Source organism: Halopenitus malekzadehii, from assembly GCF_900108505.1.
Lineage (GTDB): Archaea > Halobacteriota > Halobacteria > Halobacteriales > Haloferacaceae > Halopenitus > Halopenitus malekzadehii.
The window spans coordinates 47,253-70,980 of sequence record NZ_FNWU01000003.1 but is presented as its reverse complement, the minus strand read 5'-3'; the positions used below and the strand labels follow the sequence as shown (position 1 = coordinate 70,980).

The 23,728-nt window shown below is 67.9% G+C and carries 23 protein-coding genes; 10 read left to right on the top strand and 13 right to left on the bottom strand.

From position 1 onward, the window contains the following. The first annotated feature begins 20 nt into the window (after positions 1 to 20). Positions 21 to 347, top strand: a complete 327-nt coding sequence (locus BLW38_RS07590) for a DUF7091 family protein (RefSeq protein ID WP_092816597.1) — start codon at positions 21 to 23, stop codon at positions 345 to 347. A gap of 40 nt (positions 348 to 387) precedes the next feature. Here the strand turns inward: BLW38_RS07590 and arcS are convergent, their stop codons facing one another. After that, the gene (gene arcS, locus BLW38_RS07585; protein ID WP_092816595.1) at positions 388 to 2,190 is read right to left on the bottom strand and encodes an archaeosine synthase subunit alpha; all 1,803 of its coding nucleotides are present in this window, start codon (positions 2,188 to 2,190) and stop codon (positions 388 to 390) included. 62 nt (positions 2,191 to 2,252) lie between these two features. Next, positions 2,253 to 3,974: a hypothetical protein gene (locus BLW38_RS07580; RefSeq protein WP_092816593.1), complete on the bottom strand. Its 1,722-nt coding sequence runs from the start codon at positions 3,972 to 3,974 to the stop codon at positions 2,253 to 2,255. Positions 3,975 to 4,123: 149 nt separating this feature from the next. Here BLW38_RS07580 and BLW38_RS07575 point away from each other — a divergent pair, with 149 nt between their 5' ends. Next, positions 4,124 to 4,735: a GNAT family N-acetyltransferase gene (locus tag BLW38_RS07575; protein ID WP_092816591.1), complete on the top strand. Its 612-nt coding sequence runs from the start codon at positions 4,124 to 4,126 to the stop codon at positions 4,733 to 4,735. 71 nt (positions 4,736 to 4,806) lie between these two features. On the opposite strand, the gene BLW38_RS07570 is transcribed toward BLW38_RS07575, so the two are convergent. Continuing rightward, entirely contained in the window at positions 4,807 to 5,376 is a 570-nt protein-coding gene (locus BLW38_RS07570) for a GNAT family N-acetyltransferase (RefSeq protein WP_092816589.1), read from the bottom strand. Between the two features lie 109 nt (positions 5,377 to 5,485). Between BLW38_RS07570 and BLW38_RS07565 the strand changes: the two genes are divergently transcribed. The 3 genes from BLW38_RS07565 to BLW38_RS07555 all read left to right on the top strand — a co-directional run bounded on the left by BLW38_RS07565 (position 5,486) and on the right by BLW38_RS07555 (position 8,884). Beyond that, complete coding sequence (locus BLW38_RS07565) at positions 5,486 to 6,190, top strand: helix-turn-helix domain-containing protein (protein ID WP_092816587.1); 705 nt, start codon at positions 5,486 to 5,488, stop codon at positions 6,188 to 6,190. A gap of 72 nt (positions 6,191 to 6,262) precedes the next feature. Then, on the top strand, positions 6,263 to 7,915 hold the full coding sequence (locus tag BLW38_RS07560; protein ID WP_092816584.1) for a DUF255 domain-containing protein: 1,653 nt from the start codon (positions 6,263 to 6,265) through the stop codon (positions 7,913 to 7,915). Positions 7,916 to 8,020: 105 nt separating this feature from the next. Further along, positions 8,021 to 8,884, top strand: coding sequence for a TrmB family transcriptional regulator (locus BLW38_RS07555; protein WP_092816582.1), 864 nt, complete (start codon positions 8,021 to 8,023; stop codon positions 8,882 to 8,884). Here the strand turns inward: BLW38_RS07555 and mptA are convergent, their stop codons facing one another. The 5 genes from mptA to BLW38_RS07530 all read right to left on the bottom strand — a co-directional run bounded on the left by mptA (position 8,885) and on the right by BLW38_RS07530 (position 12,966). After that, a complete protein-coding gene (gene mptA / locus BLW38_RS07550) occupies positions 8,885 to 9,844 on the bottom strand; it encodes a GTP cyclohydrolase MptA (RefSeq protein WP_092816580.1) in 960 nt (319 codons plus the stop codon). Positions 9,845 to 9,946: 102 nt separating this feature from the next. Beyond that, positions 9,947 to 10,360, bottom strand: a complete 414-nt coding sequence (locus tag BLW38_RS07545) for a DUF7124 domain-containing protein (protein WP_092816578.1) — start codon at positions 10,358 to 10,360, stop codon at positions 9,947 to 9,949. 105 nt (positions 10,361 to 10,465) lie between these two features. After that, positions 10,466 to 11,395 (bottom strand): branched-chain amino acid transaminase, encoded by a 930-nt coding sequence (locus BLW38_RS07540; RefSeq protein WP_092816576.1) that lies wholly within the window; start codon positions 11,393 to 11,395, stop codon positions 10,466 to 10,468. A 120-nt stretch (positions 11,396 to 11,515) separates the two neighbouring features. Next, positions 11,516 to 12,193, bottom strand: a complete 678-nt coding sequence (gene ribB, locus BLW38_RS07535; protein ID WP_092816574.1) for a 3,4-dihydroxy-2-butanone-4-phosphate synthase — start codon at positions 12,191 to 12,193, stop codon at positions 11,516 to 11,518. Then, entirely contained in the window at positions 12,193 to 12,966 is a 774-nt protein-coding gene (locus tag BLW38_RS07530; RefSeq protein ID WP_092816572.1) for a DUF120 domain-containing protein, read from the bottom strand. The genes ribB and BLW38_RS07530 overlap by 1 nt, the downstream gene beginning before the upstream one ends. A gap of 318 nt (positions 12,967 to 13,284) precedes the next feature. On the opposite strand from BLW38_RS07530, the gene argS reads away from it, so the two are divergent. Then, complete coding sequence (gene argS / locus BLW38_RS07525) at positions 13,285 to 15,114, top strand: arginine--tRNA ligase (protein ID WP_092816570.1); 1,830 nt, start codon at positions 13,285 to 13,287, stop codon at positions 15,112 to 15,114. 84 nt (positions 15,115 to 15,198) lie between these two features. On the opposite strand, the gene BLW38_RS07520 is transcribed toward argS, so the two are convergent. Beyond that, the gene (locus BLW38_RS07520; protein ID WP_092816568.1) at positions 15,199 to 16,437 is read right to left on the bottom strand and encodes an NAD(P)/FAD-dependent oxidoreductase; all 1,239 of its coding nucleotides are present in this window, start codon (positions 16,435 to 16,437) and stop codon (positions 15,199 to 15,201) included. Positions 16,438 to 16,640: 203 nt separating this feature from the next. Between BLW38_RS07520 and BLW38_RS07515 the strand changes: the two genes are divergently transcribed. The 3 genes from BLW38_RS07515 (at position 16,641) to yciH (ending at position 19,015) form a co-directional block, all read left to right on the top strand. Then, entirely contained in the window at positions 16,641 to 17,252 is a 612-nt protein-coding gene (locus BLW38_RS07515; RefSeq protein ID WP_092816566.1) for a DUF6149 family protein, read from the top strand. A gap of 98 nt (positions 17,253 to 17,350) precedes the next feature. Further along, positions 17,351 to 18,676: a dihydroorotase gene (locus tag BLW38_RS07510; RefSeq protein ID WP_092816564.1), complete on the top strand. Its 1,326-nt coding sequence runs from the start codon at positions 17,351 to 17,353 to the stop codon at positions 18,674 to 18,676. Positions 18,677 to 18,721: 45 nt separating this feature from the next. After that, positions 18,722 to 19,015, top strand: coding sequence for a stress response translation initiation inhibitor YciH (gene yciH / locus BLW38_RS07505; RefSeq protein ID WP_092816562.1), 294 nt, complete (start codon positions 18,722 to 18,724; stop codon positions 19,013 to 19,015). Between the two features lie 110 nt (positions 19,016 to 19,125). Here the strand turns inward: yciH and BLW38_RS07500 are convergent, their stop codons facing one another. Beyond that, complete coding sequence (locus BLW38_RS07500) at positions 19,126 to 19,755, bottom strand: RPA family protein (protein ID WP_092816560.1); 630 nt, start codon at positions 19,753 to 19,755, stop codon at positions 19,126 to 19,128. Between the two features lies 1 nt (position 19,756). Further along, a complete protein-coding gene (locus BLW38_RS07495) occupies positions 19,757 to 20,689 on the bottom strand; it encodes a replication factor A (RefSeq protein ID WP_092816558.1) in 933 nt (310 codons plus the stop codon). Between the two features lie 305 nt (positions 20,690 to 20,994). Here BLW38_RS07495 and gpmI point away from each other — a divergent pair, with 305 nt between their 5' ends. After that, positions 20,995 to 22,509 carry a 2,3-bisphosphoglycerate-independent phosphoglycerate mutase gene (gene gpmI, locus BLW38_RS07490; protein ID WP_092816556.1) on the top strand — a complete coding sequence of 505 codons (1,515 nt, stop codon included), beginning with the start codon at positions 20,995 to 20,997 and terminating at the stop codon, positions 22,507 to 22,509. Between the two features lie 55 nt (positions 22,510 to 22,564). Here gpmI and BLW38_RS07485 read toward each other — a convergent pair whose 3' ends face one another. Then, positions 22,565 to 23,194 carry an NUDIX hydrolase gene (locus tag BLW38_RS07485; RefSeq protein WP_092816554.1) on the bottom strand — a complete coding sequence of 210 codons (630 nt, stop codon included), beginning with the start codon at positions 23,192 to 23,194 and terminating at the stop codon, positions 22,565 to 22,567. Positions 23,195 to 23,243: 49 nt separating this feature from the next. Beyond that, a complete protein-coding gene (locus tag BLW38_RS07480) occupies positions 23,244 to 23,657 on the bottom strand; it encodes an Lrp/AsnC family transcriptional regulator (RefSeq protein ID WP_092816552.1) in 414 nt (137 codons plus the stop codon). Between the last annotated feature and the right edge of the window lie 71 nt (positions 23,658 to 23,728).

The window sequence follows — 23,728 nt, the reverse complement described above, 5'->3', positions numbered from 1 at the left end:
CGCCGCCCCGATCCCCCGATATGGACGAGGGCATCGAGCGCGCGCTTCGCCGGGGTCTGCGGCGCGCGGGCCGGGAGTTTGAGTCGGCCAAACGCGCCTATCGGTCGGGACTCGAGGACGGCGACGGCGCCGAGTCCGACCGATCCGGGACGGACCGGACGGGAGCCGACCGGTTCGACCTCCCCACGGACGCGGACGGGAACGCCCGGATCGTCTGCCGGCGACACGCCGAGACCCGAGCGGTTCCGGTCGCCGAGGACGGGACGCCGGCCTGCTTCGATGCCGACCACCCCGACTGTGCCGGCTGTCTCGAGGACGTTCGCGAGGACCGGATCGAGACGTGGTGAGACGCGGGATCGAGATGCAGTGATGTGACCTCGCGGCCGGTCACCGTTCCTCGCAGTGTCGGACCGTCACCGCGATCCCGCGCGTCGAGTCGATCATCTCCCTGCCGTGCATCTCGGCGCGGCCGACGGCGAACGCTGCCGGCCCCTCGATCACGACCTCGTCGCCGACGCGGATCGCGTCGTCGGCGTCGACGATGCCGGGCGCCAGCACCGACCCCTGGGGAACGAATCCGTCGATCTCGACCCGCTTCGTCGGGACGTCGCTGTCGACCCAGCGTCGCGCGCCCGCGAGCGTGAGCGAGAGGACGCCGTACTGTGGCACCATCGTTGCTAACTGCGTGCCCGCGTCGCCGGCCGGCCCCGACCACGCCTGCAGCTTCGGGTAGCGGCCGGTCGTGTGGAGGTCCTCGCCGAAGATCTCTGTGCCGGCGTCCTCGCCCGTGCCCGTGCCTGCGTCCGTGCTTCCGACCGGGCCGAACTGGTAGTCGGCGAGTGCACGAACCGTGTTGTGCTCGCGCTCGCGCTTGCTGTAGGCCGGTTCGCCCTCGAGCGCCGCCGCGAGAGCGTCCAGGGAGTCGTCGGTCGTCGGATGGTCCCCGCAGGTGTACTCGAACGGGACGTCGACCGCGCCCGCCACGCGCGCGCAGATCTCTCGATAGCCGTCCTCGGGGACGTGTGCGATGACGCGGGGGTAGTCGTTCCGCTCCAGATACCGCCGGAGGACCTCCGCGACGAACTCGATCTCCTCGCTCGACCAGTCGCCGGTCACCACCGAGTCGTAGTGTTGGGCCGGGTAGGTGGTCTCGAGCTCCTGGGGCACCACGCCGATCGGCGAGGTCATCGAGGCGATGTGGCCCCGCCACTGGATCGCGTCGTGGAACTGTCGGTGGCTCTGGGAGTCGCTGTAGGGCTTCGTCGCCGAGCAGGGCACGAGCACCAGCGGCGCGTCGAACCGCGATCGATACCGGCTCGTCACCCGGTCGGCGAACCGCCGGATCTCGACCCGGTCCATCGTCTCGGCGCTTGCGGCCGTGATCTCCGCGTCGCGGATCACCGGCGTCCGCCGCTCGAGGAACCCCCACTCGTCATCGAGCCGGCGGAACGTGGCGGTGAGCCACTGGTCGTGGCGCGCCTGCCCCTCGATGTAATCGCGCAGCCGGCCGCGATGGATCCGGTGGCGAACCCGCCGTAGCTCGGCGTCGAGCGCGTTCAGGTTGTGCTGCTCGCAGTCTTGACGGGTGAACTCGTCGCGGGGGCCCGCACACGCCGGGCACGCACACGGGAGTTCCTCGAGGTCCTCGAGGAAGTGTTCGCCGTCCGCTGTCAGGTACTTGCCCTGTGAGCCCTTCACCCGCGCGAGCGTTCCGTCGACGAGATCGACGCCGGCGTACGCGAGCGTCGCGACGTTCAGCGGCGTCGCGACCCCGGACAGCAGCACGGCGGTGTCGGCCGGCAGGGATCGTTTGATCCGCACCATCGCCTCGACGAACGCCCGCGCGTGCCCGACCAGCGTGGGCGCCTCCGAGATGACGTACGCGTCGGCGCCGGACGCAACCGGATCCTGGGCGCTCACGACCGCCGCGCTGGGGAACTCGACGTCGGGATGCTCGACCCGAAACGCCTCCCGAACCTCCTCGCGGGTGCCGGCCGGGAACCCGCGGTGCGGGAGCACCGTCAGCGTGTCCTCGCCGCAGTCCGGTATCGATCGGTCGGCCGCCCAGAGACTCCCGGCGTCCTCGATGAACGGGTCCGCCCGGGCCGGCGTTCGGACGGGATCCGCGAGCCGGAGTTCGCCGAGGCGGGCGGCGCCGTCCCGCTCGTGAACCTCGAAGTAGTCGGTCATACGTCGCGTCGGCCGCCGACGGCCGAATAGGTTGCGTTCCGGTGCGACCCGATCAGCCGGGATCACGCCAGCGTGACGATGCTCTTCGCCGTGGCGAGACGCGGTCGATCCGCCGGCTGGGCGCCGTTTCCGGACCTACCGTCCGAGCCCCCGGAATCGGAATTCCCGTTGTTGCCGGCGTTATCGCGGTCGTCGGTGTCTCCGTTTCCGCTGTTGTCGGGGCCCGTATCGCTGCTGCTTTCGGATCCGCTGTTTCGACCACTACCACTGCCGTCACCGTTTCCGGGATCGGTTTCGGCTCCGCCATCGGACGGTGGTCCGCTGCCATCGTCCGACGGTGCTCTCTCACCCGCGTTCTCCCCGGAGTTTTCGTCGTTTCCGGAGTCTCCGTTCCCAGGACCGTCGGTTCCGGAGCTCTCGCTTCCGGCGCCGTCGTTTTCCGAGTTACCGCTCCCGGCGCCCTCGTTTCCTGGCCCGTCGCTTTCGGGACTGCTGGGTTCGGAACTGCTCGAACCGTCACTGGCGTCGTCGGCCTCCGGATCGGCCGGCGCGTTGCCGTGGTCGTCTCCCGCCCCGTCACCCGGCCGGTCGTCGTTTCCGGCTGCGTCGTCGTTTCCGGATGCGTCACTTTTCCCGTTCCCGGCCTCCGGTCCATTCCCGCTTCCTGGCGCGCCGTCCCCCGACTTCCCACGGTCGGTGCTGGTTCCACGGTCCCCGTCACGTTCGCTTTCGGAGGGCCCGCCATCTCCGGCGGTTCCGCCGTTTCCGGTGTTCTCGGAATTCCCGGCGTTCCCCGGCTGTCCCCTTTCACCGGCTTCGCCCCCGCTTTCGTTTCCGTCCGCAGCGTTCCGGCTCCCCGAACCGTCGGCGTTCGGACCGGGATCGTCCGGCAGGATCGGCCCGTCCCACGGGAACGTCGCCTCGTTTCCGGGCACCTCGCTCGGTCGCTCGGTCGCGTTTTCGAACCCGGTCCCGTTTCCGGGGCCGCCACCGACGGTTCCGGGAGCGGTCGCGTTCCCAGGGCTCTCACTCGGCGGTCCGTTCCCGTCTTTCGGAGTCTCCGGCGGTCCCTGGGCGGCCGCGGCGGCGTTCTCGACGGCCGCGAACGCCCGGCTCGAGGCGGAGTCGTCCGGCGTCAGCTCGCGTGCTGACGCGGCGGCCGCGCGCGTCGCCTCGAGACGGGCCTCGAGTCGCCGGTCGGCGGCACGATATCGAGCCCCGTCGATCGTCCCGTTCGAGCGGTTCCACGCGAGCGTCCGACGCTCCGCGTGGATCGATCGGACCTGTTCGGCGAGCTCGGTCGCGCGATCGACTCCTTCCTCGTTGTCCACTGACTCGCCGGCGCCCGCTTCCCACATCCCCTGATCGACCGTCGTTTCGGTTTCGGCTGAGGTCGACTGCACGAAGGCGCTCAGGCTGGCCCCGAACCTGGGGGATCCGCCGGTCGTTTCCGCCGTCCCGTTCGTCGTCGGAGTGGTTTCCGGTCCCGAAGTCGGTTCCTGCTCGGTCGTGGTTCCGGTTCGGGATTCCGTCCCCTCCTGGGACTCCGTTCCGTTCCGGGCCCCCGTCTCGTTCTCGGTTGCCGGTCCGTCGCCGGCTACTTGCGGGCGTCGGGCGTCATCGGCTCCCGCGTGTACCGCAGCGACGTCCGCGCCGCTCACGGTCTCGACCGCCATCTCCGCGGGCGACTCGGCGGCCGCATCCCCGACCGCGACGCTCCCGAGACCCCCGACGCCGACCGCGACCGCAAGACAGACCGCGATCGCGGCCACACGAACCCTCATCAAGCGTGGGGACGGGACGCCCACACATAAACGATCGAGTCCGTTCGAACCGTTCATCGTCGTGAACGGTCGGTCGATTGACTGGTTTCCCTCGATCCTGCCGGATCCACGCGGCCCGTTTTATACTTTGGCGCCGTCAACGATATGATGTGTTCCCCGAGCTGATCGAAACCGACCGTCTCCGACTCACGCCGCTGTGGCCGGATCGGGTCGACGTCCACGAACTGTATCGGATCTGTTCGTCCGATCCCGGGATCGAGACCGTCACCGAGTACGTGACCTGGGATCCCCACGACACGATCGACGAGACCGCGGCGTTTCTCGACCGAGGGCGGTCGACCTGGGAGCAGCGGTCGGCCGTGAACTACCTCATCCGACCCGCCGAGGGAGAGGAGGGTGCCGGCGAGATCGCGGGCTGTACGGAGCTACGGATCGACTGGGACCGTCGCCTCGCCGAACCCGGCATCTGGCTCCGGGACCGGTTCCAGGGGAGTGGCTACGCCGGCGAACGCGCCGCGGCGTTGCTCGAACTCGCCTTCGACCGGCTCGATCTGGCGGTCGTGGCCGTCTCGCACCATCCCGACAACGACCGGTCGCAGCGGGCGATCGAACGATACGTCGACCGGTTCGGCGGCCGCCGCGAGGGACGGCTGCGGAACGATCTCACGTTCCTCGACGGGAGCGTTCACGACCGCGTCCGCTACACGATCAGCCGGTCCGAATGGCGCACCGCGACCGATGGCGGCACCGATATCCTGTGACGCGGCGGCCGCTCTCGCCCAGGTCGCGGCGGCCGCTCTCGCCCAGGTCGCGGCGGCCGCTCTCGCCCGGCTCACAGCGGTCGGGCCACCAGTTCTCCCCACGCCTCGAACCCGTGTCGGTCGTAGAACCGGCGTGCCCGTTCGTTGTCGGGATCGACGTCGAGGATCAGGCGGTCGATCGGGAGGTCCTGGTCGGTCGCCAGCGCCAGTGCAGCGTCCATCAGGTCGTCGGCGACGCCCTCGCCGCGGTAGGCGGGCGCGACGAAGATCTCGTTGAGCACCGCCGCGTCCCAGATGAATCGGTGCGTCTCGGGGAGGACGAAGACGTATCCGACGATCCCGTCGTCCTCGCCCTCGCCCTCGTCCCCGATGGTCCCGTTTTCGGACTCGTCGCCGGCGTTCTCGGCCTCGTACCCGTCGCCGGCGTCCGCGACCGTCACGCATCGCTCCTCCGCCGCGACGCACCGTTCGACCCACTCGAGCCACTCCGCCCGGTAGGAGTCGGTGATCTTCGCCTCGTAGGCGGTCGCCTTCTCCTCGCCGCCGGTTTCCGCGCCGAGTCCACGCTCGAAGGCCTGCTTGTGGGTCCACAGCGCCGCAACGTCGTCGGGATCGTCGGGATCGTACGGTCGGATCTCCATACCTGCCGTCGAGCGGCCGGCTTTCTCACGGTTTCGGCCGCGGGATATCGATGATCGCCGAACCCCGATTTCGACACCCTTTTGCCCGGTTCGACCGCACGTGGTGACGATGAGCCAGCGCGCGCGCGAGGAGTTGGCGCGGCGGATCGCCGGCGAGATCACCCTCAGCGACGATCCGGGCGCAACCCTCCGCAAGTGGCGCACGGACTTCGACGTCTCACAGACCGAGCTTGCCGGCCAGCTCGGCGTCTCCTCCTCCGTGGTCTCCGACTACGAGAGCGGCCGCCGCGAGAGCCCCGGGATCGGCGTCGTTCGGCGAACCGTGGAGGCGCTGATCGCGATCGACGCCGACCGGGGCGGCGACCGACTCAGACAGTACGCACGCGTCATCTCGGCCGGTTTCGAGAGCGACGTCGTTCTCGACCTCCGGGAGTACACGACCGCCGTCCCGCTGTCGACGTTTCACGACGCGATGGACGCCACCGAGATCGTTGCGGGCGAGCGCGACCGGATCTACGGTCACACGGTCATCAACTCCATTCAGGCGATCTCGCGGCTCTCGAGCGAGGAGTTCTACCGGCTTTACGGTCAGTCGACGAACCGTGCGCTCGTGTTCACGAACGTGACACGCGGAGAGTCCCCGCTCGTCGCACTCCGGGTCGTCACGCCGACCCCGAACGCCGTGGTCCTGCACGGGATCGACGAGGACGACCTGTGGGACCACGCCGGCGACCTCGCGCGGGCCGATGGCTTCTCGCTCGCGGTCGCGGACCGCGACATCGACGACACGCTCGAGGACCTGCGCGGCCTCTAGTGGCGCTTCGTCGACTGCGCCGACGCCGCCCGTCTCGAAGCCCTTACCCTCCCGGCCACCCGACCGCCGGGTATGACCGAGACGCACGTCGAGTGGCGCGACTGGGGGCCGGACGCCTTCGCCGAGGCCGCGGAGACCGACCGCCCCGTACTGCTCGCGCTCACCGCGACGTGGTGTGACGGCTGTCACGAGATGGACGCGAAGACGTACGGCGAGCCGCGGATCGCCGCCAACATCAACGAGTCGTTCGTCCCGATCCGGGTCGACGTCGACCGCTGGCCCCGGGTTCGCGAACGCTACAACATGGGCGGATTCCCCTCGACCGTCTTCCTCACGCCGGGCGGCGAGCTGCTCACCGGCGCCGGCTACCTCGGCCCCGACGGAATGCGACAGGTGCTCGAGTCCGTCCGCGACCGGTGGACCGAGGACGGCGACGCGGCTGGGCGCGTCCCGCGCGCGCTCGCCGGCGACCTGCCGCCGTCCGGCGAGGTCACCGAGGCGATCGAGGAGCATCTCGCCGGACAGCTCGACGTGCAGTTCGACGCCGAGCACGCCGGCTGGGGGGACGACGCAAAGTTCCCGCTGCCGCGAACGATCGAGTTCGCGCTCAAACGCGAGCGGTCACAGGCGCTGCGGACCCTGGATGCGATCTCGACGAACCTCCGGGACGACGTCGCCGGCGGCTTCTTCCGGTATGCCGGGACCCGCGACTGGAACGACGTTCACCACGAGAAGCCGATCGACGCGAACGCCGCGTTGACGCGGGCGTTCGCGAACGCCTATCTCCACACCGGCGACGCCGCCTACGAGGAGATCGCTCACGAGGCGGTCGGGTTCCTCACCGACGATCTGTGGACCGGCATCGGCGTCGGCGGATCCATCGGTCCGGGCGAGGGACGGGCCTACTACGCCCGCGACGCCGACGGTCGTGCCGAGCGCACCGCCCCCCGCCGTGACCACACCGTGCTTGCGGGCGGAAACGCCCTCGCTGCCGACGCGCTGTTGACCTACGCGGCGTATACCGACGACGACCACGCTCGCGAGTACGCCGAGCGGATCCTCGGGACTCTCGAACGCGAACTGGTCGACGCCTCGACGGGCGAGGTAACCCGATACCTCACCGAGGAGCCGGGCGGCGAGACGGACGTCCTTGAAGATCTCGCCCGGGTTATCGCCGTCTTCACCCGGGCCCAGGGCGTCCTCGGTGAGGGGATCGACGTGGCCCAAACCGTCGCCGATCGGGCCATCGAGACGCTGTTCGTCGACGGATCGTTCCTCGACGGCCCGCGAGAGGGCGCCGGCCTGCTCGACCACCCTTTCAGGCCGCTCGACACGAACGTCGAGGTCGCCACGGCGCTTTTGGATCTCGGCATCGCGACCGGGACCGACCGATACGTCGACGTTGCCCACGAGACGGCGGCCGCCTTCGCCGGCGCGACCGATCGATACGGGGTACAGCTGGCGAGTTACGGAAGCCTCACTGCGCGGCTGTGTCACGGGACGCCGGCGGTGTTCGTCGGCACCGAACCGGGAACCGATCTCCACCGTGCGGCGTGGCGCGTGGCCGACCACGGGAAGGTCGTCGTGGTGAACGCCCACCGCGAAGAGGTGCCGACGCCGATCGCGCCCGACGCAGGAACCGCGATCGTTGTGGTGTCTGCTGACCACTCCGACCCCGTGGAAACTCCTGATGAGTTGCTGAACGCGGTTTCAGCGATGCGCTAGGATCGGAACCGACGGTTTCGGCAGTTATACTGCCGGAACCGGTTCCGGGACCGCGGTGTGATAAACCGGCGATGTGTTTATACCGGTCGCGTGTGGACCTCCTGTATGGCGAACCTTCGCGATCTCGGGCTGTCGGAGTACGAGGCACGGACCTACCGCACGCTGGTGGGAACCGGTCCGATCATCGCGAAGGATCTGTCACGGGCGAGCGACGTCCCGATGGGTCGGATCTACGACGTTCTCAACGAACTCGAGGATCGCGATCTGGTCCGGAGTCAGGACGCAAGCCGGCCGAAAACGTACGTCGCGGTCGAACCGGACGTCGCACTCGATCGGCTGCTGGCCGAGAAGCGCCGCGAGCTCGACGAACGGCTGACACGGTATGAGTCGGTCGTCGACACCCTTACTGCGGAGCTTGCGGCGGACGACCCCGTTGCCGAGGAGTTTTGGACGGCGGCGGTCGGCGACGAGGAAACGGTTGCCCTCCTGTTAGACCGTCTCGCGGCGGCAGACGACCGGATCGTGATCGTTGCCGGGACGCCGGCGACCGGCGTCGATCTGCCGGCAGTAAGCGATCGCGTGACCGCCGCGATCGCCGATGCGCTCGACCGTGGCGTCGACACGCGCGTCCTCGTGTCGGCGGCCCTCGTCGATCGACTGCCGGACCGGATCGGCAGCGGCAGCCGATCTTTGGAGCGATTACTCGACGACGAACGGTTCGAATCCCGTGTCGTTGAGGGATCCGGTGACCGTCCCGTCGAGGGCATCGAGGGGTCGTGTACCCTCCTCGACGACACCGAGGTGTGTCTGGAGGTCCCCCATCCGCTGTCGGCGGGGGAACCGTTCGCGATGATCGATCTGACCGATCCCACGTTCGCGGCCGAGGTCCGTGACCGGTTCGAACCGCGGTGGGCGGCGGCGACGCGGCTCGATCGGTTCCGATCGCGTGACGAATTCGACGGCCGGTAGCTACGATCCCGATGCCGAGTCGTCGGCAATGTCGTCGCCGTTCACTTCCGATCGAAGCTGTCCGATCGTGACCTCGCGTTCGGCGTGTGCGTTGTGCTCGTGGATGGACTCGTCGTTCGACTGGGCGATCCGGATCACGGCGTCGTCGTCGAGATGGTCGAACGCGGAGACCGTCTGATCGGCCAGCGACCGGACGCAGTCCTCGACGAACTTCGCGTTGGCGTGGGCGTGGTAGGTCATGTGGTCCTCGTCCGGACGCTTCGCGAGGTTGTAGATACGCGCGCTCATCGAGTTCCTGGCGATGTCGATGATCTCCCGAAGGTCGACGTCGGGATCGCCGTCGGCAGTCACGGTCAACGTCGCGTGACCGCGCTGTGAGTGCCCCGGCTGGGGTACCGCATCGAGGAACGCCTCGGTCGTCTCCTCGTCGACGCCCAGCTCGTGCAGTTCCTCGCGGGCCCGCGCCTCGGACATTCCCTGTGAACACGGACAGACCGTGATGCCGGTCACCTCGGCGCCGATCTCCTCGCGAGTTCCCTCCTCGGTCGCCTCCGCGGAGGCGATGATCGTTGCGGTGTTCTGGGTCGGCCGGTCGGAGGCCGGCGTCCGTTCGCGCGTGATGTAGTCCGCGGTCATCTGCACCTCCGCCCGGGAGGTGTACTCGTGTTTCTCGAGGAGTCGTTCGGCCGCGTCCCCGCAGACGTCCTCGACGCGATAGGCCTCCTCGCGGGTGATGTCCTCGAGGATCTCGTCGATGACCTCCATGTTCCGGGACATGTCGATGCCCTTCCGGCCGCTTGGCAGATCGACGAACACCTCGAACTCGGCCATCAACACGATCGGCCGGTCCCCGCCCCGTGACAGTTTCACGAGCTTCTGTACGTCGGTGACGCCCACCTGTGAGAGGCCGACGGCGACGTCGGGCGTGGACGCCTGCACGTCGGGGAGCTGGTGGCTCATTACCGGTATGAACGGGCGAGACCCGATTAGGACTTTCGAAAGGTGTGGGTTGCTACCGCTGATCGCTCCGGAATCAGCGTCAGTCGTCGCGTTCGTCGGCGCTCAGGGCCAGTCGTCGCGTTCGTCGGCGTCCGTCTCGGCCGTCTCCTCGGCCTCGCCGAGGGTCCAGCCGGCGGCTTCCGCCGCGTCCTCGACGTGGAGGAACTCCCAGCCGGCCGCCTCGGCGACCGCCTCATCCTCGTCCGTGATCCCGACGAAGACGTGTCGGTCGGTCTCGAACTGGGTCTTGATGTTCTCGAGGCTCTCCTCGACGCCACGCGGCCCCGAGAAGAAGTCCTGGCGAACGCGGTGTTTCCGGGTGAAGTTCGTGACCACGTAGGTCGGCTTCTCGCTGACGACGCCGACGTATTCGGTCCACTGTCTGGCGTTGTTGAACACGGCGTTTGGGTCCGCAACCCGCTGTAGGGCCGCCAACTCGAACGCCAGCGTCATGTCGCTGGATCCGCCACTGTCCATACCGCTCGATTCGCCTCGCCGGCCGAAAACCGCTTCGTTTCCGTCCGCGATCGGGACCGGCGGCGAACGGAATCGTCGGGGGCGTACGTGACTGACGGACGCGACCTAGACGTACGTGAACCAGTCGTCGTGTTCCTCGGTCCGACGCTCGACCAGCTCGAAGAAGGCGTCCTGTAGCTCCTCGGTCACCGGGCCACGCGTGCCGGGGCCGATCTCCGTGTCGTCCACGGAGCGGATCGGGGTCACCTCTGCCGCGGAGCCGGTGAAGAAGAGCTCGTCGGCGGTGTACAGCTGTCCACGCGAGAGCGTCGCCTCGTCGTGGACGGTGTAGCCGTTCTCGCGGGCCAGCGTGATCACGGTGTCCCGGGTGATCCCCTCGAGGATCGACTGTGCTCGGCCCGTGGTGTAGATCTCGCCGTCGTCGACGAGGAAGACGTTCTCGCCGGGGCCCTCGGCGACGTTGCCCTCCTTGTTCAAGACGATCGCCTCGACGTAGCCGTTCCGGCGGGCCTCCTCGCCCGCCAGCATCGAGTTGACGTAGAGGCCGGTCGTCTTCACGTTCGTGGGGACCTGTGAGGAGGCGTGTTTCCGCCAGGAGGAGACCATCACGTCGACGCCGTCCTCCAGTGCCTCCTCACCGAGGTAGGTGCCCCACGGCCAGGCGGCGATCGCGACGTCGGTCGGGCAGTCCTTCGGGGAGACGCCCAGCGAGTTGTACCCGTAATAGGCGATCGGCCGGATGTATCCGCTCTCGAGGTCCTGCCTGCGGAGCAGCTCGAGGGTCGCGTTCGTGAGCTCCGCACGGGAGTGGTCAATCTCGAGATCGTACATCTTTGCGGAATCGAACAGGCGATCGAGGTGTTCCTCCCAGCGGAACAGCGCCGGCCCGTTCTCCGTGTCGTAACACCGGGCGCCCTCGAAGACGCCGGTTCCGTAGTGGAGCGCGTGCGTGAGCACGTGGGTCGTCGCGTCCTCCCAGTCGACGAAGGACCCGTTCTTCCAGATCGTGTCGACATCCATCTCCTCGAAGCTCATACTCGCTCCTCGTCGGCGTCCGCCATAAATCAGGCGGAACACGCGACGGGCTACCGCATTCGTCGGCCGTGCTGGTGGCCTCTTCGACGGCTCGGATGCCCCGTCGATCACGCCGACGCGTCACTCGAGCGCCTCGACGAGCGTTTTTCCCTCGACGTAGGGGATCCCCTGTCGATCTGCGTAGGCCGCGGCGTCCTCCGGCGTGACGGCCGTGCCGGTCTCGTCGTCCATCATCTCGCAGACGACGACGGCCGGCGGCTCCCCGGCAGCGGCCGCGAGCGCGAGCCCGAGTTCGGTGTGGCCGGTTCGATCGGCCAGTAGATCTTCGGCTCCGCGGAGCACGTGGACGTGGCCCGGCGACCGGAACTCCGACGCGAAGGTTTCGGCGGTGTAGGCCTCGGGGTCGCGTTCGACCGCCGCTGCCGCCGTTCCCAACTCGGTGATCGTCCGCGCACGATCGATGTCCGTGATCCCGGTGAAGGTTTCCCGGTGGTTCACCGGGAGCGAGAAGGAGGACCGGGTGTCGTAGGCCGGGTCGTCGTCGATCGCGGGGTGGTCGATCGCGTCCGCGAGGAACGGCAACTCGAACGCCTCCGCGACGCGGTGGCTCACGGCGACGCAGATCAAGCCACCGGCATCGTTTCGCATCCGCGAGACGGCCGCCGGGGTGACTGCGCGGGCGGGATACACGAGATCCGTCTCACCCTCCCGGTCCACGAAGTCGTGGATGCAGACCGGTCCGCCGGCACGGAAGGCGTCGAGCGCCCCCTCGAGGGCGGCTTCGGCGTCCGCCCGCATCACCGTGCCCCCGTGGTTGCCCCGTCGCGGTCCGGGCGGTCGGCCGGCTCGATCCGGACCCGCACCGTTTCGCCGTCGGTAAGCGCGAGCTCCTCGCGGAGCTTGTCGGCCGCGATCACCTCGAGCTGGGACTCGTCGTGGTGTGTGCGATCCGGAACGATGACGTGTGCGCCGGCGTACTCACGCGGCTCCCGATCGTCGGACTCGGCATCGGTCCCGTCGGCGACGATCGTCGCCGCGTAACACGACGCGGCGCCGTAGGTCCGGTCTTCGCCCTCCCACTCGTCGATGTCGACGGCGGCGATGCCGGCCATCTCGCCGCGCTTTCGGACGCTCGCCTCGTCGAGCTCGACGTTGAGCGTTCCCGGATACGGTTCGTAGCCGAGCCGCGTTCGGAACTGCGACATGTATCCATCGAGCGTGATGTAGTGGCGCCCCTCGCCCATCCCGCTCGTGATGACGCCGGTCAGGGACAGCTTCGTCTCGGTCTCGAAGAGTCGCCGGTAATCGGCGTATTCGCCGCGGAGGACCGACTCGCCGGCATCGGTTACCTGGACCCACTGCCCGTCGCCGACCACGTCCCGCTCGATCAGGTCGTTCGCCTCCAGCCGCTGGAGCCGCCTGGAGGCGGTCTGTGTCGACGCGTCAAGGTCCGCCGCGAGCCCCGCACACGAGATTTTCGTCTCCGAGAGTCCGCCCGCCAGGGCGATCGTTTTGAGCGCCGCGATCTCGTCGGGGCCCGTCCGTTCGGATGCTGCCGCCGCGTCTGGCATATACTCCGACGTTCGGGCCTGCCGGGCATAAGTATAACGAATGCGGTATGGATAACGAAAATGTGATTGGACGTCACACGATCGTGATGTATCCCGGTTACCGGAACCCAACGTGCCTACATCCCACGGGATATATAAAGGAACGTCGGTCACGACGAAAGCCGCCCGTATCTCGGTTCCACCGTTTCCGTCCTGTCGTCTCCATCCTGCCGTCCCCATCCTGGCGTTCCCGTTCCGCCGTCTCGTTCCGTCGTCGCTCCGCCGTTCCGTCGCTCCCGCTTCGCAAGGGCCTTTTAGCCGGCCTCTCGAACGAGGAATATGTTCCGACAGTTCCGGTCGGAGGTCGAGGCGGCGCTTTCGGCGGCGCTTTCCGACCTCGATCTCCCGACCGACGACCTCGGCATCGAGGAGCCGCCGGCCGACACGGACGCCACGCTCGCCTCGAGCACGTCCTTCCGGCTGGCGGGCGAGCTCGGGGACGCGCCCCCGCAGGTTGCCGGCCGACTCGCCGAGGCCGTCTCGGAAACGATCGACGCCGAGGCATACGATTACCTCGCGGCGGTCGAGACCGCCGGCCCCTACCTCAACTTCCGGACGACCGACGCGTACCTCGCTGACACGCTCGCCGCCGGCATCGATGCCGACTACGGCGCGCTCGCGGATCGGGACACGTCGGTCGTCGTCGAGCACACGAGCGCGAACCCGACCGGCCCCGTTCACGTCGGCCGTGCGCGCAACCCGATCGTCGGTGACGCTGTCGCCAACGTCGTGGACATGGCCGGCTACGAAGTCGATCGGCACTACTACGTGAACGACGCCGGCCGCCAGATGGCGGTCTTCACGTGGGCCTACGAGACCTTCGACGAATCCGACCTCGAGGACTCGCCGGCCCGCGACCGGATCGAGTACGATCTCGTCCGGTATTACCGCAAGGGGAACAGCTACCTCGAGGAGGCCGCCCCCGAGGCGGTCGAGACGGCCGAGGACGAGATCCAGTCCATCCTCCAGGGTCTCGAGGACGGCGACGAGGAGACCTACGAGCGCGTCGGCGAGGTCGTCGACCAGGTGCTCTCGGGGATGCGGGAGTGTCTCGCGCGCCTCCCGGCCGACTTCGACGAGTTCGTCAAAGAGACGCGGTTTATGCGCGACGGCTCGACCGACGAGATCGCCGACCGGCTCACGGAGACCGACCAGGCGGTTTACGAGGAGGACGCTTGGCAGCTCGAGCTCGACGAGTGGGGGATCGACAAGAACCTCGTCTTCCTCCGGTCGGATGGCACCTCGCTGTACACCACCCGCGATCTGGCCCATCACGAGTGGAAGTTCGACAACTACGACCGCGCCGTCACCGTCCTCGGCGAGGACCACAAGCTGCAGGCCGACCAGCTCAACGCGACCCTCGATCTCCTCGGCAACGACGTCGACCAGCTCGAGAACGTGATCTACTCGTACGTCAACCTGCCCGAGGGGAAGATGTCGACCCGCCGCGGGACCGGCGTGATGCTCGATGACCTCCTCGACGAGGCGATCGACCGCGCCCGCGAGGAGGTCGAGACCCGTCTTGACGACCGGATCCGCGACGACGATCTCGACGAGTCGGACGTCGAGCGCATCGCCCACCAGGTCGGAATCGGCGCGGTCCGGTACGACATCGTCTCGAAACAGCCCGCCAAGGCGATCACCTTCGAGTGGGACCGGGCGCTCGACTTCGAGGCGCAGTCGGCCCCGTACGTTCAGTACGTCCACGCGCGCTGTTGCGGCATCCTCCAGGAGGCCGCGACCGCGGACGTGTCGGTCCCCAGCGTCACCGCCGATGCGACGACCGGACGTGACGACGCCGGCGGGACGGCATCCGTCGACGTGCACGCGGACGTCCTCGAAACCGCGGAAGCGCGGGCCCTCCTCCGTGAGATCGCTCGCTTCCCGGCCGTGATCGAGGAGGCTGCCGACGAGCTGAAACCGCACATCGTCGCGACGTACACCCGCGAGATCGCCGACGCGTACAATTCCTTCTACCGCGAATGTCCGGTCCTGTCGGCGTCGTCGCCGGAGCTACGGGACGCGCGGCTGGCGATCGTCGCTGCCTCGAAACACACCGTCGCGAACGCGCTCGGGGTCCTCGGCGTCGAGGCCCCCGAGTCGATGTAGTCGGTCGCCGACCCGACCGGAGGTTGTCGGTCCAACCGTCGCTCCCGGATCGGACGTCGCTCGCCGGATCGAAAATCGGCCGCCCTACTGTTTGCTCGTTTGCGTCAGGTCGTCGACGGAGAAGCCGTCCGCAAGCAGCGCCTCCGTCTGGTCGCCGACGTATCGCTCCTCACGCATCAGCTGTTTGTACGCCGACTGCGGCGCCAGGTCCCCGATCAGGACGCCGCCCACGATCTTGCCGTCCTTGAGCGCGAGCTTGCGCCACTCGCCCTCGCCCGTCGTCGCCTCGATCGACTCGTCGCCGAGCGTCGGGTGGCCAAAGGAGAGGAACGGGAAGTCGAAGTGGGTAATCGAGTACGAGGAGACCCACCGGAACTCCGCGGAACCGTACTCGACCATGTTCTTCGCGGCGATCGTTCCCTGTTCCTTGGCCGATCCCCACGCCCCGTTCTGGGCACGCTCGCCGAGGATGGTATCGTGGAACTCGGTGATGTCGCCGGCCGCGAAGACGTTGTCGACGTTCGTGCGCATGTATTCGTCGACGATGATGCCATCGTCCGTCTCGATCGGCGTCTCCTCGACGATCTCCGTGTTGAAGTTCAAGCCGATCGCGATGCCGGCGAAGTCACACGCATACCGGTCGCCGTTCGGATCGACGGCCGCCTCGACGTGGCCGTCGTCGTCGACCTCGAAGTGGTCGACGCCCGAGTCGAAGACGGGTTCGACGCCGCGTTCCCGCATCGCCTCGTGCATAAGCTCGGCACCCTCCTCCGAGAGGGCGTACCGCCACCAGGCGTTTCCACGCATCAGGTATTTCGCCTCGACGTCCTGGGCGCCGCAGATCGCCGCGAAGTCGATCCCCAGGAGGCCGGCACCGACGATGACGCCGGTGTCGGCGTCCTCGACGCTTTCTTTGATCTGTCGGGCGTCCTGGAACGTCCAGAAATGCTGGATACCGTCGGCGTCGGCGTTCTCGACGGGCAGCTGTTGGGGGGTGCCGCCGATCGCCAACAGCAGCGCGTCGTACCCGAGGGTCTCCCCCTCGTGGGTCGTCACCGCGTCGTTCTCGACATCGATGTCGACGACGAGGGTGTTCAGCCGAAGGTCGATCTCCCGCTCGGCGTACCACTCCTCGTCGTGGATCGAGATCGGCGCTTCGGGCAGTTTCCCCTTCGCGAACTCCTTGATGAGGATCCGGTTGTAGAGGGCTTCACCCTCGTCGGTGATGACCGTGATGTCGGCGTCCGGACGCTCCTCCCGGAGCGTCTCCGCGGCCGACGAGCCAGCGACCCCGTCGCCGACGATCACGTACGAGTCGGTCATGACCCCGGCTTCGGCTTCGGGGTTAATGTCGGTTGCTATCTGAATGAGGAATCGTGAGGATCCATCCCATATTGTGCGATCGTTGGGTCCTTTAGGACCTTTCAGGGTCGAGGTGGTCGATCCCGGGCCACCCGGCGGGACCGCCACGGGTTCCCCGGCGGGACCGCCACAGATTCAAGGTCGTACGACCCCAACGGAGCCATATGAAGATCAGCCAGAACGTCCGCCACTGGGCCGCCAAGAAGGCGCTCACCGCACCGGTGCTCGGGGAGGTCGCGAGCGACAAGCTCGTCGACCTACACACGACGATCTTCCTCAACAAGGCGGACGACGACCGCCGCGAGCAGCGGCGCGCACACCTCGACGACTTCTTCGAGGCGACGATGGACGCCTACGTCGCCGCCCTCCAGGCGGGCTATCCGGAGGCCGAAGCCCGCGAGATCACCCACGTTCAGGCCAACTTCGACTTCTTCAACCACGGCTGGACGGAGATGATGGAGATCCCCGGCGACGAGCTCGAGCCGCACTACCGGCGCTACGAGGAGTTCTTTACAGACCACGGGATCACGATCGACGATCCCCTCGGCGAGTTCCATCCCGTCGACGGGATCGTCGACGCCCCGTCGACCCCCGGGAAGCTCGAGGATCCCGAGTACGAGAACGCCAAGGCCGGCTTCGCGGACGACGTCTACGTCGAGACCGAGGACGGCGAGACGATGCGTGGTGACCGCGGCGAACCCGAGGACGTCGATCCGACCGCTGCGCCCGGTCTCGACGAGGACGCCGCCACCGACGACGGAACCTCGACGGCCTGATCGCCGCCACCGGCGCGGTTCTGGAACCGCCGCCACTGGGGCCGTCCGTGAGCGCCCCGAACCAGCACCGTTTTTCCGTCCGCCGTCGACGTTCGCGTATGCTCATCACCGGCGGAACGCTCGCCGACGGCCGGGTTCGGGACGTTCGCGTGACCGAGGAAACGATCGACGCGGTCGCCCCCGATCTCGATCCGGCGGCCGACGAACGCGTGATCGACGCACACGGGAAACACCTCCTTCCGGGCGCAATCGACGTCCACGTCCATTTTCGGGAGCCGGGCGGATCCCACAAGGAGACCTGGCGGACGGGATCCCGATCGGCGGCCGCCGGGGGCGTCACGACCGTGGTCGACCAGCCGAACACCGACCCGCCGACCGTCGACGGCGCGGCCTTCGACGCGAAGGCGCGGCTGGCCGCCGACGCCTCCCTCGTGGACTACGGGATCAACGGCGGCGTGGTCCCCGAGTGGGACCCCGACACGCTGTTTGACCGTCCGCTGTTCGCCCTCGGGGAGATCTTCCTCGCCGACTCGACCGGCGAGATGGGGATCGACCTCTCGCTGTTCGAGGACGCTCTCGAGCGGGCGGCCGACGCCGAGGTCCCCGTGACCGTCCACGCGGAGGACGCCACCCTGTTCGATCGGGACGCTCTCGACGGAGACCTCGGCGGATCCGGGCGCGAGGCGCGAAGTGATCGCTGGTCGGCGTTCCGGACGCCGGAGGCCGAGGCGGACGCGGTCCGACGAGCGGTCGACGCCGGCCAGCGTGCCGCCGGACGGCTCCACATCGCACACACCTCGACGCCGGAGGGGGTCGACGCGACCGACGGGACGGACGCGACCTGTGAAGTCACGCCACACCACCTGTTCCTCTCGACGGATGACTGCGACCGGCTGGGGACGTTCGGACGAATGAATCCGCCGCTTCGTGATCCGGACCGCCGGGACGCCCTGTTCGAGCGGCTTCGTGACGGGCGAATCGACGTCGTCGCGACCGACCACGCGCCCCACACGGTCGCCGAGAAACGGCAGCCGCTCACGGATGCACCCAGCGGCGTGCCCGGCGTCGAGACGATGCTCCCCCTCCTCCTCGACGCCGTCCGGCGTGAGAAGCTCACGCTCGAGCGCGTCCGGGAGGTCACGGCGACCGCCCCGGCCGCGATCTTCGATCTCCCGCAGAAGGGGGCGATCGAGGAGGGGATCGACGCCGACCTCGTCCTCGTCGACCTCACGGATGGCCGCGAGATCGAGGCCGCCGCGCTCCACTCTGCGTGCGGGTGGACGCCGTTCGAGGACCGCTCCGGCGTCTTTCCCGAGCTGACGACGGTTCGCGGTCGGGTCGTCTACGAGCGGGACCCCGCGACCGGCGCCGAGTCGTTCGGCGAGCCGCTCGGCGAACCGGTCCGATCGTCGGCCGATCCCTGACTCCCGACACTATTTAATACCGCCGTCCAGTAGATTCAGCTTGTAATGTCGGAAGTCTGCTCGACGTGCGGGCTGCCCCAGGAACTCTGCGTCTGTGAAGACGTTGCCAAGGAGTCCCAGCAGATCAGCATCCGCATCGACGAGCGAAGATACGGAAAGGAGGTAACGGTCATCGAAGGATTCGACCCCAAGGACGTCGATCTCGACTCGCTGTCGTCGGATCTCAAGTCCAAGTTCGCCTGCGGCGGCACCGTCGAGGACGGCTCCATCGAGCTGCAGGGGAACCACTCCGGGCGCGTCGAGGAGTTCCTCAGCGAGAAGGGGTTCAACGTCGCGTGACCGTCACCTAGCACCCGCCGTCGAGCCGTTTTTCGCGTTAGTTACCCCGCGAGCGACGCGTTCGTCGATCGGGGAACGGAACCGGTCCCGTTCGGGGACCGCCGACCCGACTACGCCTCGATCGAGGTCTCCGACTCGGGATCGTTCCCGTCCGACTCCTCGCCCGCGTCGTCGAGATCCTCGAGGGCGGACAGCGCGGCCGCCTTATACGTCTCCGGATCGAGGTCGTAGTGCTCCTCGGTCATCCGGGCGTACTCGTTGCCCTCGTCCTCGAACCGGGCGACTCGTTCGAGGGTTCGTTCGGCGGTCTCGGCGACCCAGCGGTCACGGACCGTGGCGTCCACGCGGGTGATCGACTCCGGCCGGACCGAGACGTTGATTGACCCGTCGTCGGTCTCGTAGGTTCGCGGCTTGCCGACCACCGCGACGTACGCCGGCGGTTCGAGTTCCCGCAGCGTGTTCGCCGCCTCGGGCTGGTACTGACCGGCGTAGACGAAGAACGTGCCGGTCGGATCGACGATCCGGCCGCGCCAGTACTCGTTGTCCTCGCCGACGTCGTCCTTCTCGGTCAGCGTTCCGACGAAGAACACGCGGTTCGCGGACTCGCCGGTCGGCAACAGCGAGTAGACGGGCGCGCGCTCGTCCTCGGACTCCTTGAACGTGTAGCCGGCGTCGTTGAACTCGGTGGCGAAGACGCGCCGGGCGACCTCTCTCGTCGGTGTGGATCCGCTCTGGCTCATGTTAGATCGACCTCGCGTTGATAAGCGCCTGCTCGACGTCCACCGGTCCGGGCTCCTCGAGATCGTTGACGAGCACGTATCGGCCCAGCGTTGGCCCGGTCACCCGGTAGTACCGGCCGAGGACGTCCGCGGCCATTCCGTCGGCGACGACGGTCGTATCGAGTGCGTCCATCGCCTCCTGTTTGGCTTCCTCGAGGGTGACGCCGGTCAGGTCCTCGGTCGCTTCGCGGTCGAAGATGACCTCGTGGACGTCGGTCCCGTCGTCGAGGACGGCCTTGATCCGGAGGTCGAACTCACCCTCGACCTTGCCGTGTTCGCTGCACCGGCCGTTCTGCAGCACGCGGGTACAGTCCTCCTCGGGGCATCGCTTGATGAGCCCCGACCCCGACTGGACGTCGACGAGGGCACCCTCGACCGTCTCGGCGTTGTCGCCCACCTCGATGTCCGCGTCGATCTCGGTGATCGACGTGGTTCGGTTGAGCTTGACCGAGTAGCGGCCCTCGTACTCGTCGCTGACGACGTTCGAGAGCTCGTACGCCTGGTCCTCCTCGAGCAGGGGGAGATCCGAGGTCTCGAAGGCGGTGAACTTGATCGTCCCCGACTCGTCGCCGAGCAGGCCGACCTGGGCGACCGCGTCGCTGCGGGGTTCCCACAGGTCGACGACGGTCACCCGCAGGTCGACCCACTGTTCATCGTCGTCGATCTCGTTGACGTCGACGCGCTCGCTCCCGCCACGGCCCAGCTCGTCGCGCTCGAGACCGGCCTCCTCGAGGTAGCTGTTGGTGACGCTGCGTCGAGCCTCCTCGATGGGGACCCGGTAGTCGGTGACGAGGTTGTCGAGTTTGGCCTCGATCTCGTCGACGTCGGGACTCGGCTCGATGTGGTCCGAGAACTGTTCCGCTATCGCTTCCGCGTGGTCTCGTAGGTCCGTCATGGCTGTGTCGCCTCCGGCGTGTTTTCAATGGGAGGCGTACGCTCCTTGGGGCGGCATCCCGTAAAAGGTTCCGTAACCGTAGTGAAAGTGAATGAACGAGCGATAACGTCGCTCTCTCGGCCGATTTCCGTGACTGTTCGGCCAGACGTCTGACCTTCGTCCGACACGCGCGGGCGCCGTTTCGGGTGGAGATGACGAGGAGATGACGATCGGCGACGGTTCACCGGAGCCGACTCGACGACATATCGAAGCCGCCTCGGCGGCACAACGAAGGGTAGTTGACGCTCCCCGCCCACTCGTCGGGTATGCGAACAGCGCTCATCGTGTTGGATGGGTGGGGACTCGGCGATCACGACCGGTTAAACGCCGTCGCGGCCGCCGACACCCCGACGTTCGACGACCTCTCGGACCGTGGCGCGTCCGGTCGGTTGACCGTGCACGGCCGCCGGGTCGGTCTGCCGGAGGGGCAGATGGGCAACTCGGAGGTCGGCCACCTCAATATCGGTGCGGGCCGAGTCGTCAAGCAGGCGTACACGCGCATCTCCGACGCGATCACGGCCGGCGAGTTCGCCGACAACGACGCGATCCGGTCGGCGTTCTCGTACGCACGCGAGCACGACGGGCGCGTCCACTTTCTCGGGCTCGTCTCCGACGGTGGCGTGCACTCGGACATCGCGCACCTGCGCGCCCTGATCGACGCGGCGGCGGCCGCCGGCGTGCCCGCGAGCACTCACGCGTTCACCGACGGGCGCGACACCGCACCCGAGATCGCCGAGACGTTTCTGGCGGATCTCGCGGAGCACACGGCGGCTGCCGGGACCGGCGCGGTTGCGACGGTGACCGGTCGGTATCACGCGATGGACCGGGACGAGAACTGGGACCGGACGCGGAAGGCCTACGACGCCATCGTGAACCGGGAGGCGCCCCACACCGCCGACTCGGGCATCGAGGCGGTCGAGCGTGCGCACGACCGCGGGGAGACCGACGAGTTCATCGAGCCGACCTGTATCGCGGGCGAGCCGGCGCTGTCCGACGGCGATGCGGTCGTCTTCTTCAACTTTCGGGCGGACCGCGCCAGACAGCTCGTCCGGCTGCTCACCGACACGTCCCCGACGTGGAACGTCGATCTCGACCAGCCCGAGATACGGCTCGTCACGATGACGGCATACGACGAGACCTTCGAGTTCCCGGTCGCGTTCCCGCCGCAGATCCCGGCGGACACGCTCGGTGAGGTCGTCTCCGAGGCGGGCTGCACGCAGCTCCGGATCGCGGAGTCGGAGAAGTACGCCCACGTCACCTACTTCCTCAACGGCGGCCGCGAGGTCGAGTTTCCCGGCGAGATCCGGACGATCGTCGAGAGCCCCGGCGTGGCGACCTACGACGAGCGCCCGGAGATGTCGGCCGCGGGTGTCACCGACGAGGCGATCTCGACCATCGCGGCCGACGACCCCGACCTGCTCGTGCTCAACTACGCCAACCCGGATATGGTCGGCCACACCGGCGACTTCGAGGCCGCGGTCACGGCGGTCGAGGCAGTCGACGCCCAGCTCTCCCGGCTGCTCGAGGCGATCGCCGACGCGGGCGGCCACGCGATCGTCACCGCGGACCACGGCAACGCCGACGATATGGGGACGCCGGAGGAACCGCACACGGCACACACGTTCAACCCCGTTCCGTTCATCTATCGCTCGCCGGCCGGCGACGACGGCGGCCGGACGGTTCGAGCGGACGGATCGCTGTGTGACGTCGCGCCGACGGTTCTTGAGCTGATGGACCTCGATCAACCCGCGGCGATGACCGGCGAGTCGCTGTTGGAGTAGCCGTTGGCGACCCTATCGGGGTCGTCGTCGGCGGCGCCGTCTCGCGAGGGACCGTTCACTCCGAGAAGTCGCGGCGCATCGCGATCTCGAACCAGGGACAGAGTCGAAGCTGGCGGTACAGCTCCGGATGCTCGTGGAGATGGTCGTACTCCACCCACAGCATCCCGCCGATCTCCGCCTCGTCGGGATCCAGATTGACGTCGTCGAGGGTGACCTTCAGGACCGCACAGACCTCCCACTCCAACCCGGCGTTCTCGTAGTAACGTTTGTACTCGAACTTGTCGGTCACGCGGAGGTCGTTGTACTGGTCGGGACTGATGCCCAGCTCCTCCTCGAGGCGCTGTTCGGTGGCCTCCGTCTGGGACTGCCCCTCGACCGGGTGGGAGGCGACGGTGCCGTCCCAGTGGGTGTTCCACAGCCGTTTGCTCGGCGCCCGCTGTGCCAGCAGGATCTTTCCGTCGCCGTCGAAGACGAGGCAGGTGAACGCTCGGTGGCGGATCCCCTCGCCGGTGTGGGCGTCAAGCCGGTTGACCGTTCCCTGCGCCGTGTCGTCCGGATCGACGGCGATGACGTCCTGGTTCGCGTTCTCGTGGTGCGGAGCGTCCTCGGATGCCGCGTTCGCGTCGGCCGTCTCGGCGCCGCCGTCGGCGATCGGGTCGCGATCGATCGCGTCGTCTCGGTTCATACGGAAGGGGACGGCGAGCCACCCTAATAAGAATTCGATCGATGTGGCGTCATCCGAGCCGTTCGTCCAGAATCAGCCGCGTCTTCGTCGACTTCACGTCGTCCATCTCGCGGGCCTCGGTGATCAGATCGTTGACCGCGCCCGTGTCGACGGCGTCGACGACGAGGACGATGTCGTCCTCCCCGGAGACCTGCCAGACGAAGTCGACCGCCTCCCAGTCGGCCATCCGGTCGCCCACCGCGCCCGTGTCGACGTTCACCTCGACGGAGATCTCGATCATCGCCTTCACGTTGCCGGTCCGGGTGGTCACGGTGAACCGTTCGATGATCCCCTCCTCGTTCATCCGCTCGACGCGGTTGCGGACGGTCCCCTCCGACGTGCCGACCTGGTCGGCGATCTCCGTATACGGCGTTCTGGAGTCCCGTCGAAGGACGGAGAGGATCTGCCGGTCGAGCTCGTCCATACCGCCCCGAGGCCGGGCAGGCAGTTAGTGATTACGAATTTCGTAATTCGCCTTCGAACGACGCACTTATT

Bases quoted from the DNA above. Each gene is read 5' to 3' on its own strand.
- BLW38_RS07590 (WP_092816597.1), top strand. From the start codon at position 21: ATGGACGAGGGCATCGAGCGCGCGCTTCGCCGGGGTCTGCGGCGCGCG.
- arcS (WP_092816595.1), bottom strand. From the start codon at position 2,190: ATGACCGACTACTTCGAGGTTCACGAGCGGGACGGCGCCGCCCGCCTC.
- BLW38_RS07580 (WP_092816593.1), bottom strand. From the start codon at position 3,974: ATGAGGGTTCGTGTGGCCGCGATCGCGGTCTGTCTTGCGGTCGCGGTC.
- BLW38_RS07570 (WP_092816589.1), bottom strand. From the start codon at position 5,376: ATGGAGATCCGACCGTACGATCCCGACGATCCCGACGACGTTGCGGCG.
- BLW38_RS07565 (WP_092816587.1), top strand. From the start codon at position 5,486: ATGAGCCAGCGCGCGCGCGAGGAGTTGGCGCGGCGGATCGCCGGCGAG.
- BLW38_RS07560 (WP_092816584.1), top strand. From the start codon at position 6,263: ATGACCGAGACGCACGTCGAGTGGCGCGACTGGGGGCCGGACGCCTTC.
- BLW38_RS07555 (WP_092816582.1), top strand. From the start codon at position 8,021: ATGGCGAACCTTCGCGATCTCGGGCTGTCGGAGTACGAGGCACGGACC.
- mptA (WP_092816580.1), bottom strand. From the start codon at position 9,844: ATGAGCCACCAGCTCCCCGACGTGCAGGCGTCCACGCCCGACGTCGCC.
- BLW38_RS07545 (WP_092816578.1), bottom strand. From the start codon at position 10,360: ATGGACAGTGGCGGATCCAGCGACATGACGCTGGCGTTCGAGTTGGCG.
- BLW38_RS07540 (WP_092816576.1), bottom strand. From the start codon at position 11,395: ATGAGCTTCGAGGAGATGGATGTCGACACGATCTGGAAGAACGGGTCC.
- ribB (WP_092816574.1), bottom strand. From the start codon at position 12,193: ATGCGGGCGGACGCCGAAGCCGCCCTCGAGGGGGCGCTCGACGCCTTC.
- BLW38_RS07530 (WP_092816572.1), bottom strand. From the start codon at position 12,966: ATGCCAGACGCGGCGGCAGCATCCGAACGGACGGGCCCCGACGAGATC.
- argS (WP_092816570.1), top strand. From the start codon at position 13,285: ATGTTCCGACAGTTCCGGTCGGAGGTCGAGGCGGCGCTTTCGGCGGCG.
- BLW38_RS07520 (WP_092816568.1), bottom strand. From the start codon at position 16,437: ATGACCGACTCGTACGTGATCGTCGGCGACGGGGTCGCTGGCTCGTCG.
- BLW38_RS07515 (WP_092816566.1), top strand. From the start codon at position 16,641: ATGAAGATCAGCCAGAACGTCCGCCACTGGGCCGCCAAGAAGGCGCTC.
- BLW38_RS07510 (WP_092816564.1), top strand. From the start codon at position 17,351: ATGCTCATCACCGGCGGAACGCTCGCCGACGGCCGGGTTCGGGACGTT.
- yciH (WP_092816562.1), top strand. From the start codon at position 18,722: ATGTCGGAAGTCTGCTCGACGTGCGGGCTGCCCCAGGAACTCTGCGTC.
- BLW38_RS07500 (WP_092816560.1), bottom strand. From the start codon at position 19,755: ATGAGCCAGAGCGGATCCACACCGACGAGAGAGGTCGCCCGGCGCGTC.
- BLW38_RS07495 (WP_092816558.1), bottom strand. From the start codon at position 20,689: ATGACGGACCTACGAGACCACGCGGAAGCGATAGCGGAACAGTTCTCG.
- gpmI (WP_092816556.1), top strand. From the start codon at position 20,995: ATGCGAACAGCGCTCATCGTGTTGGATGGGTGGGGACTCGGCGATCAC.
- BLW38_RS07485 (WP_092816554.1), bottom strand. From the start codon at position 23,194: ATGAACCGAGACGACGCGATCGATCGCGACCCGATCGCCGACGGCGGC.
- BLW38_RS07480 (WP_092816552.1), bottom strand. From the start codon at position 23,657: ATGGACGAGCTCGACCGGCAGATCCTCTCCGTCCTTCGACGGGACTCC.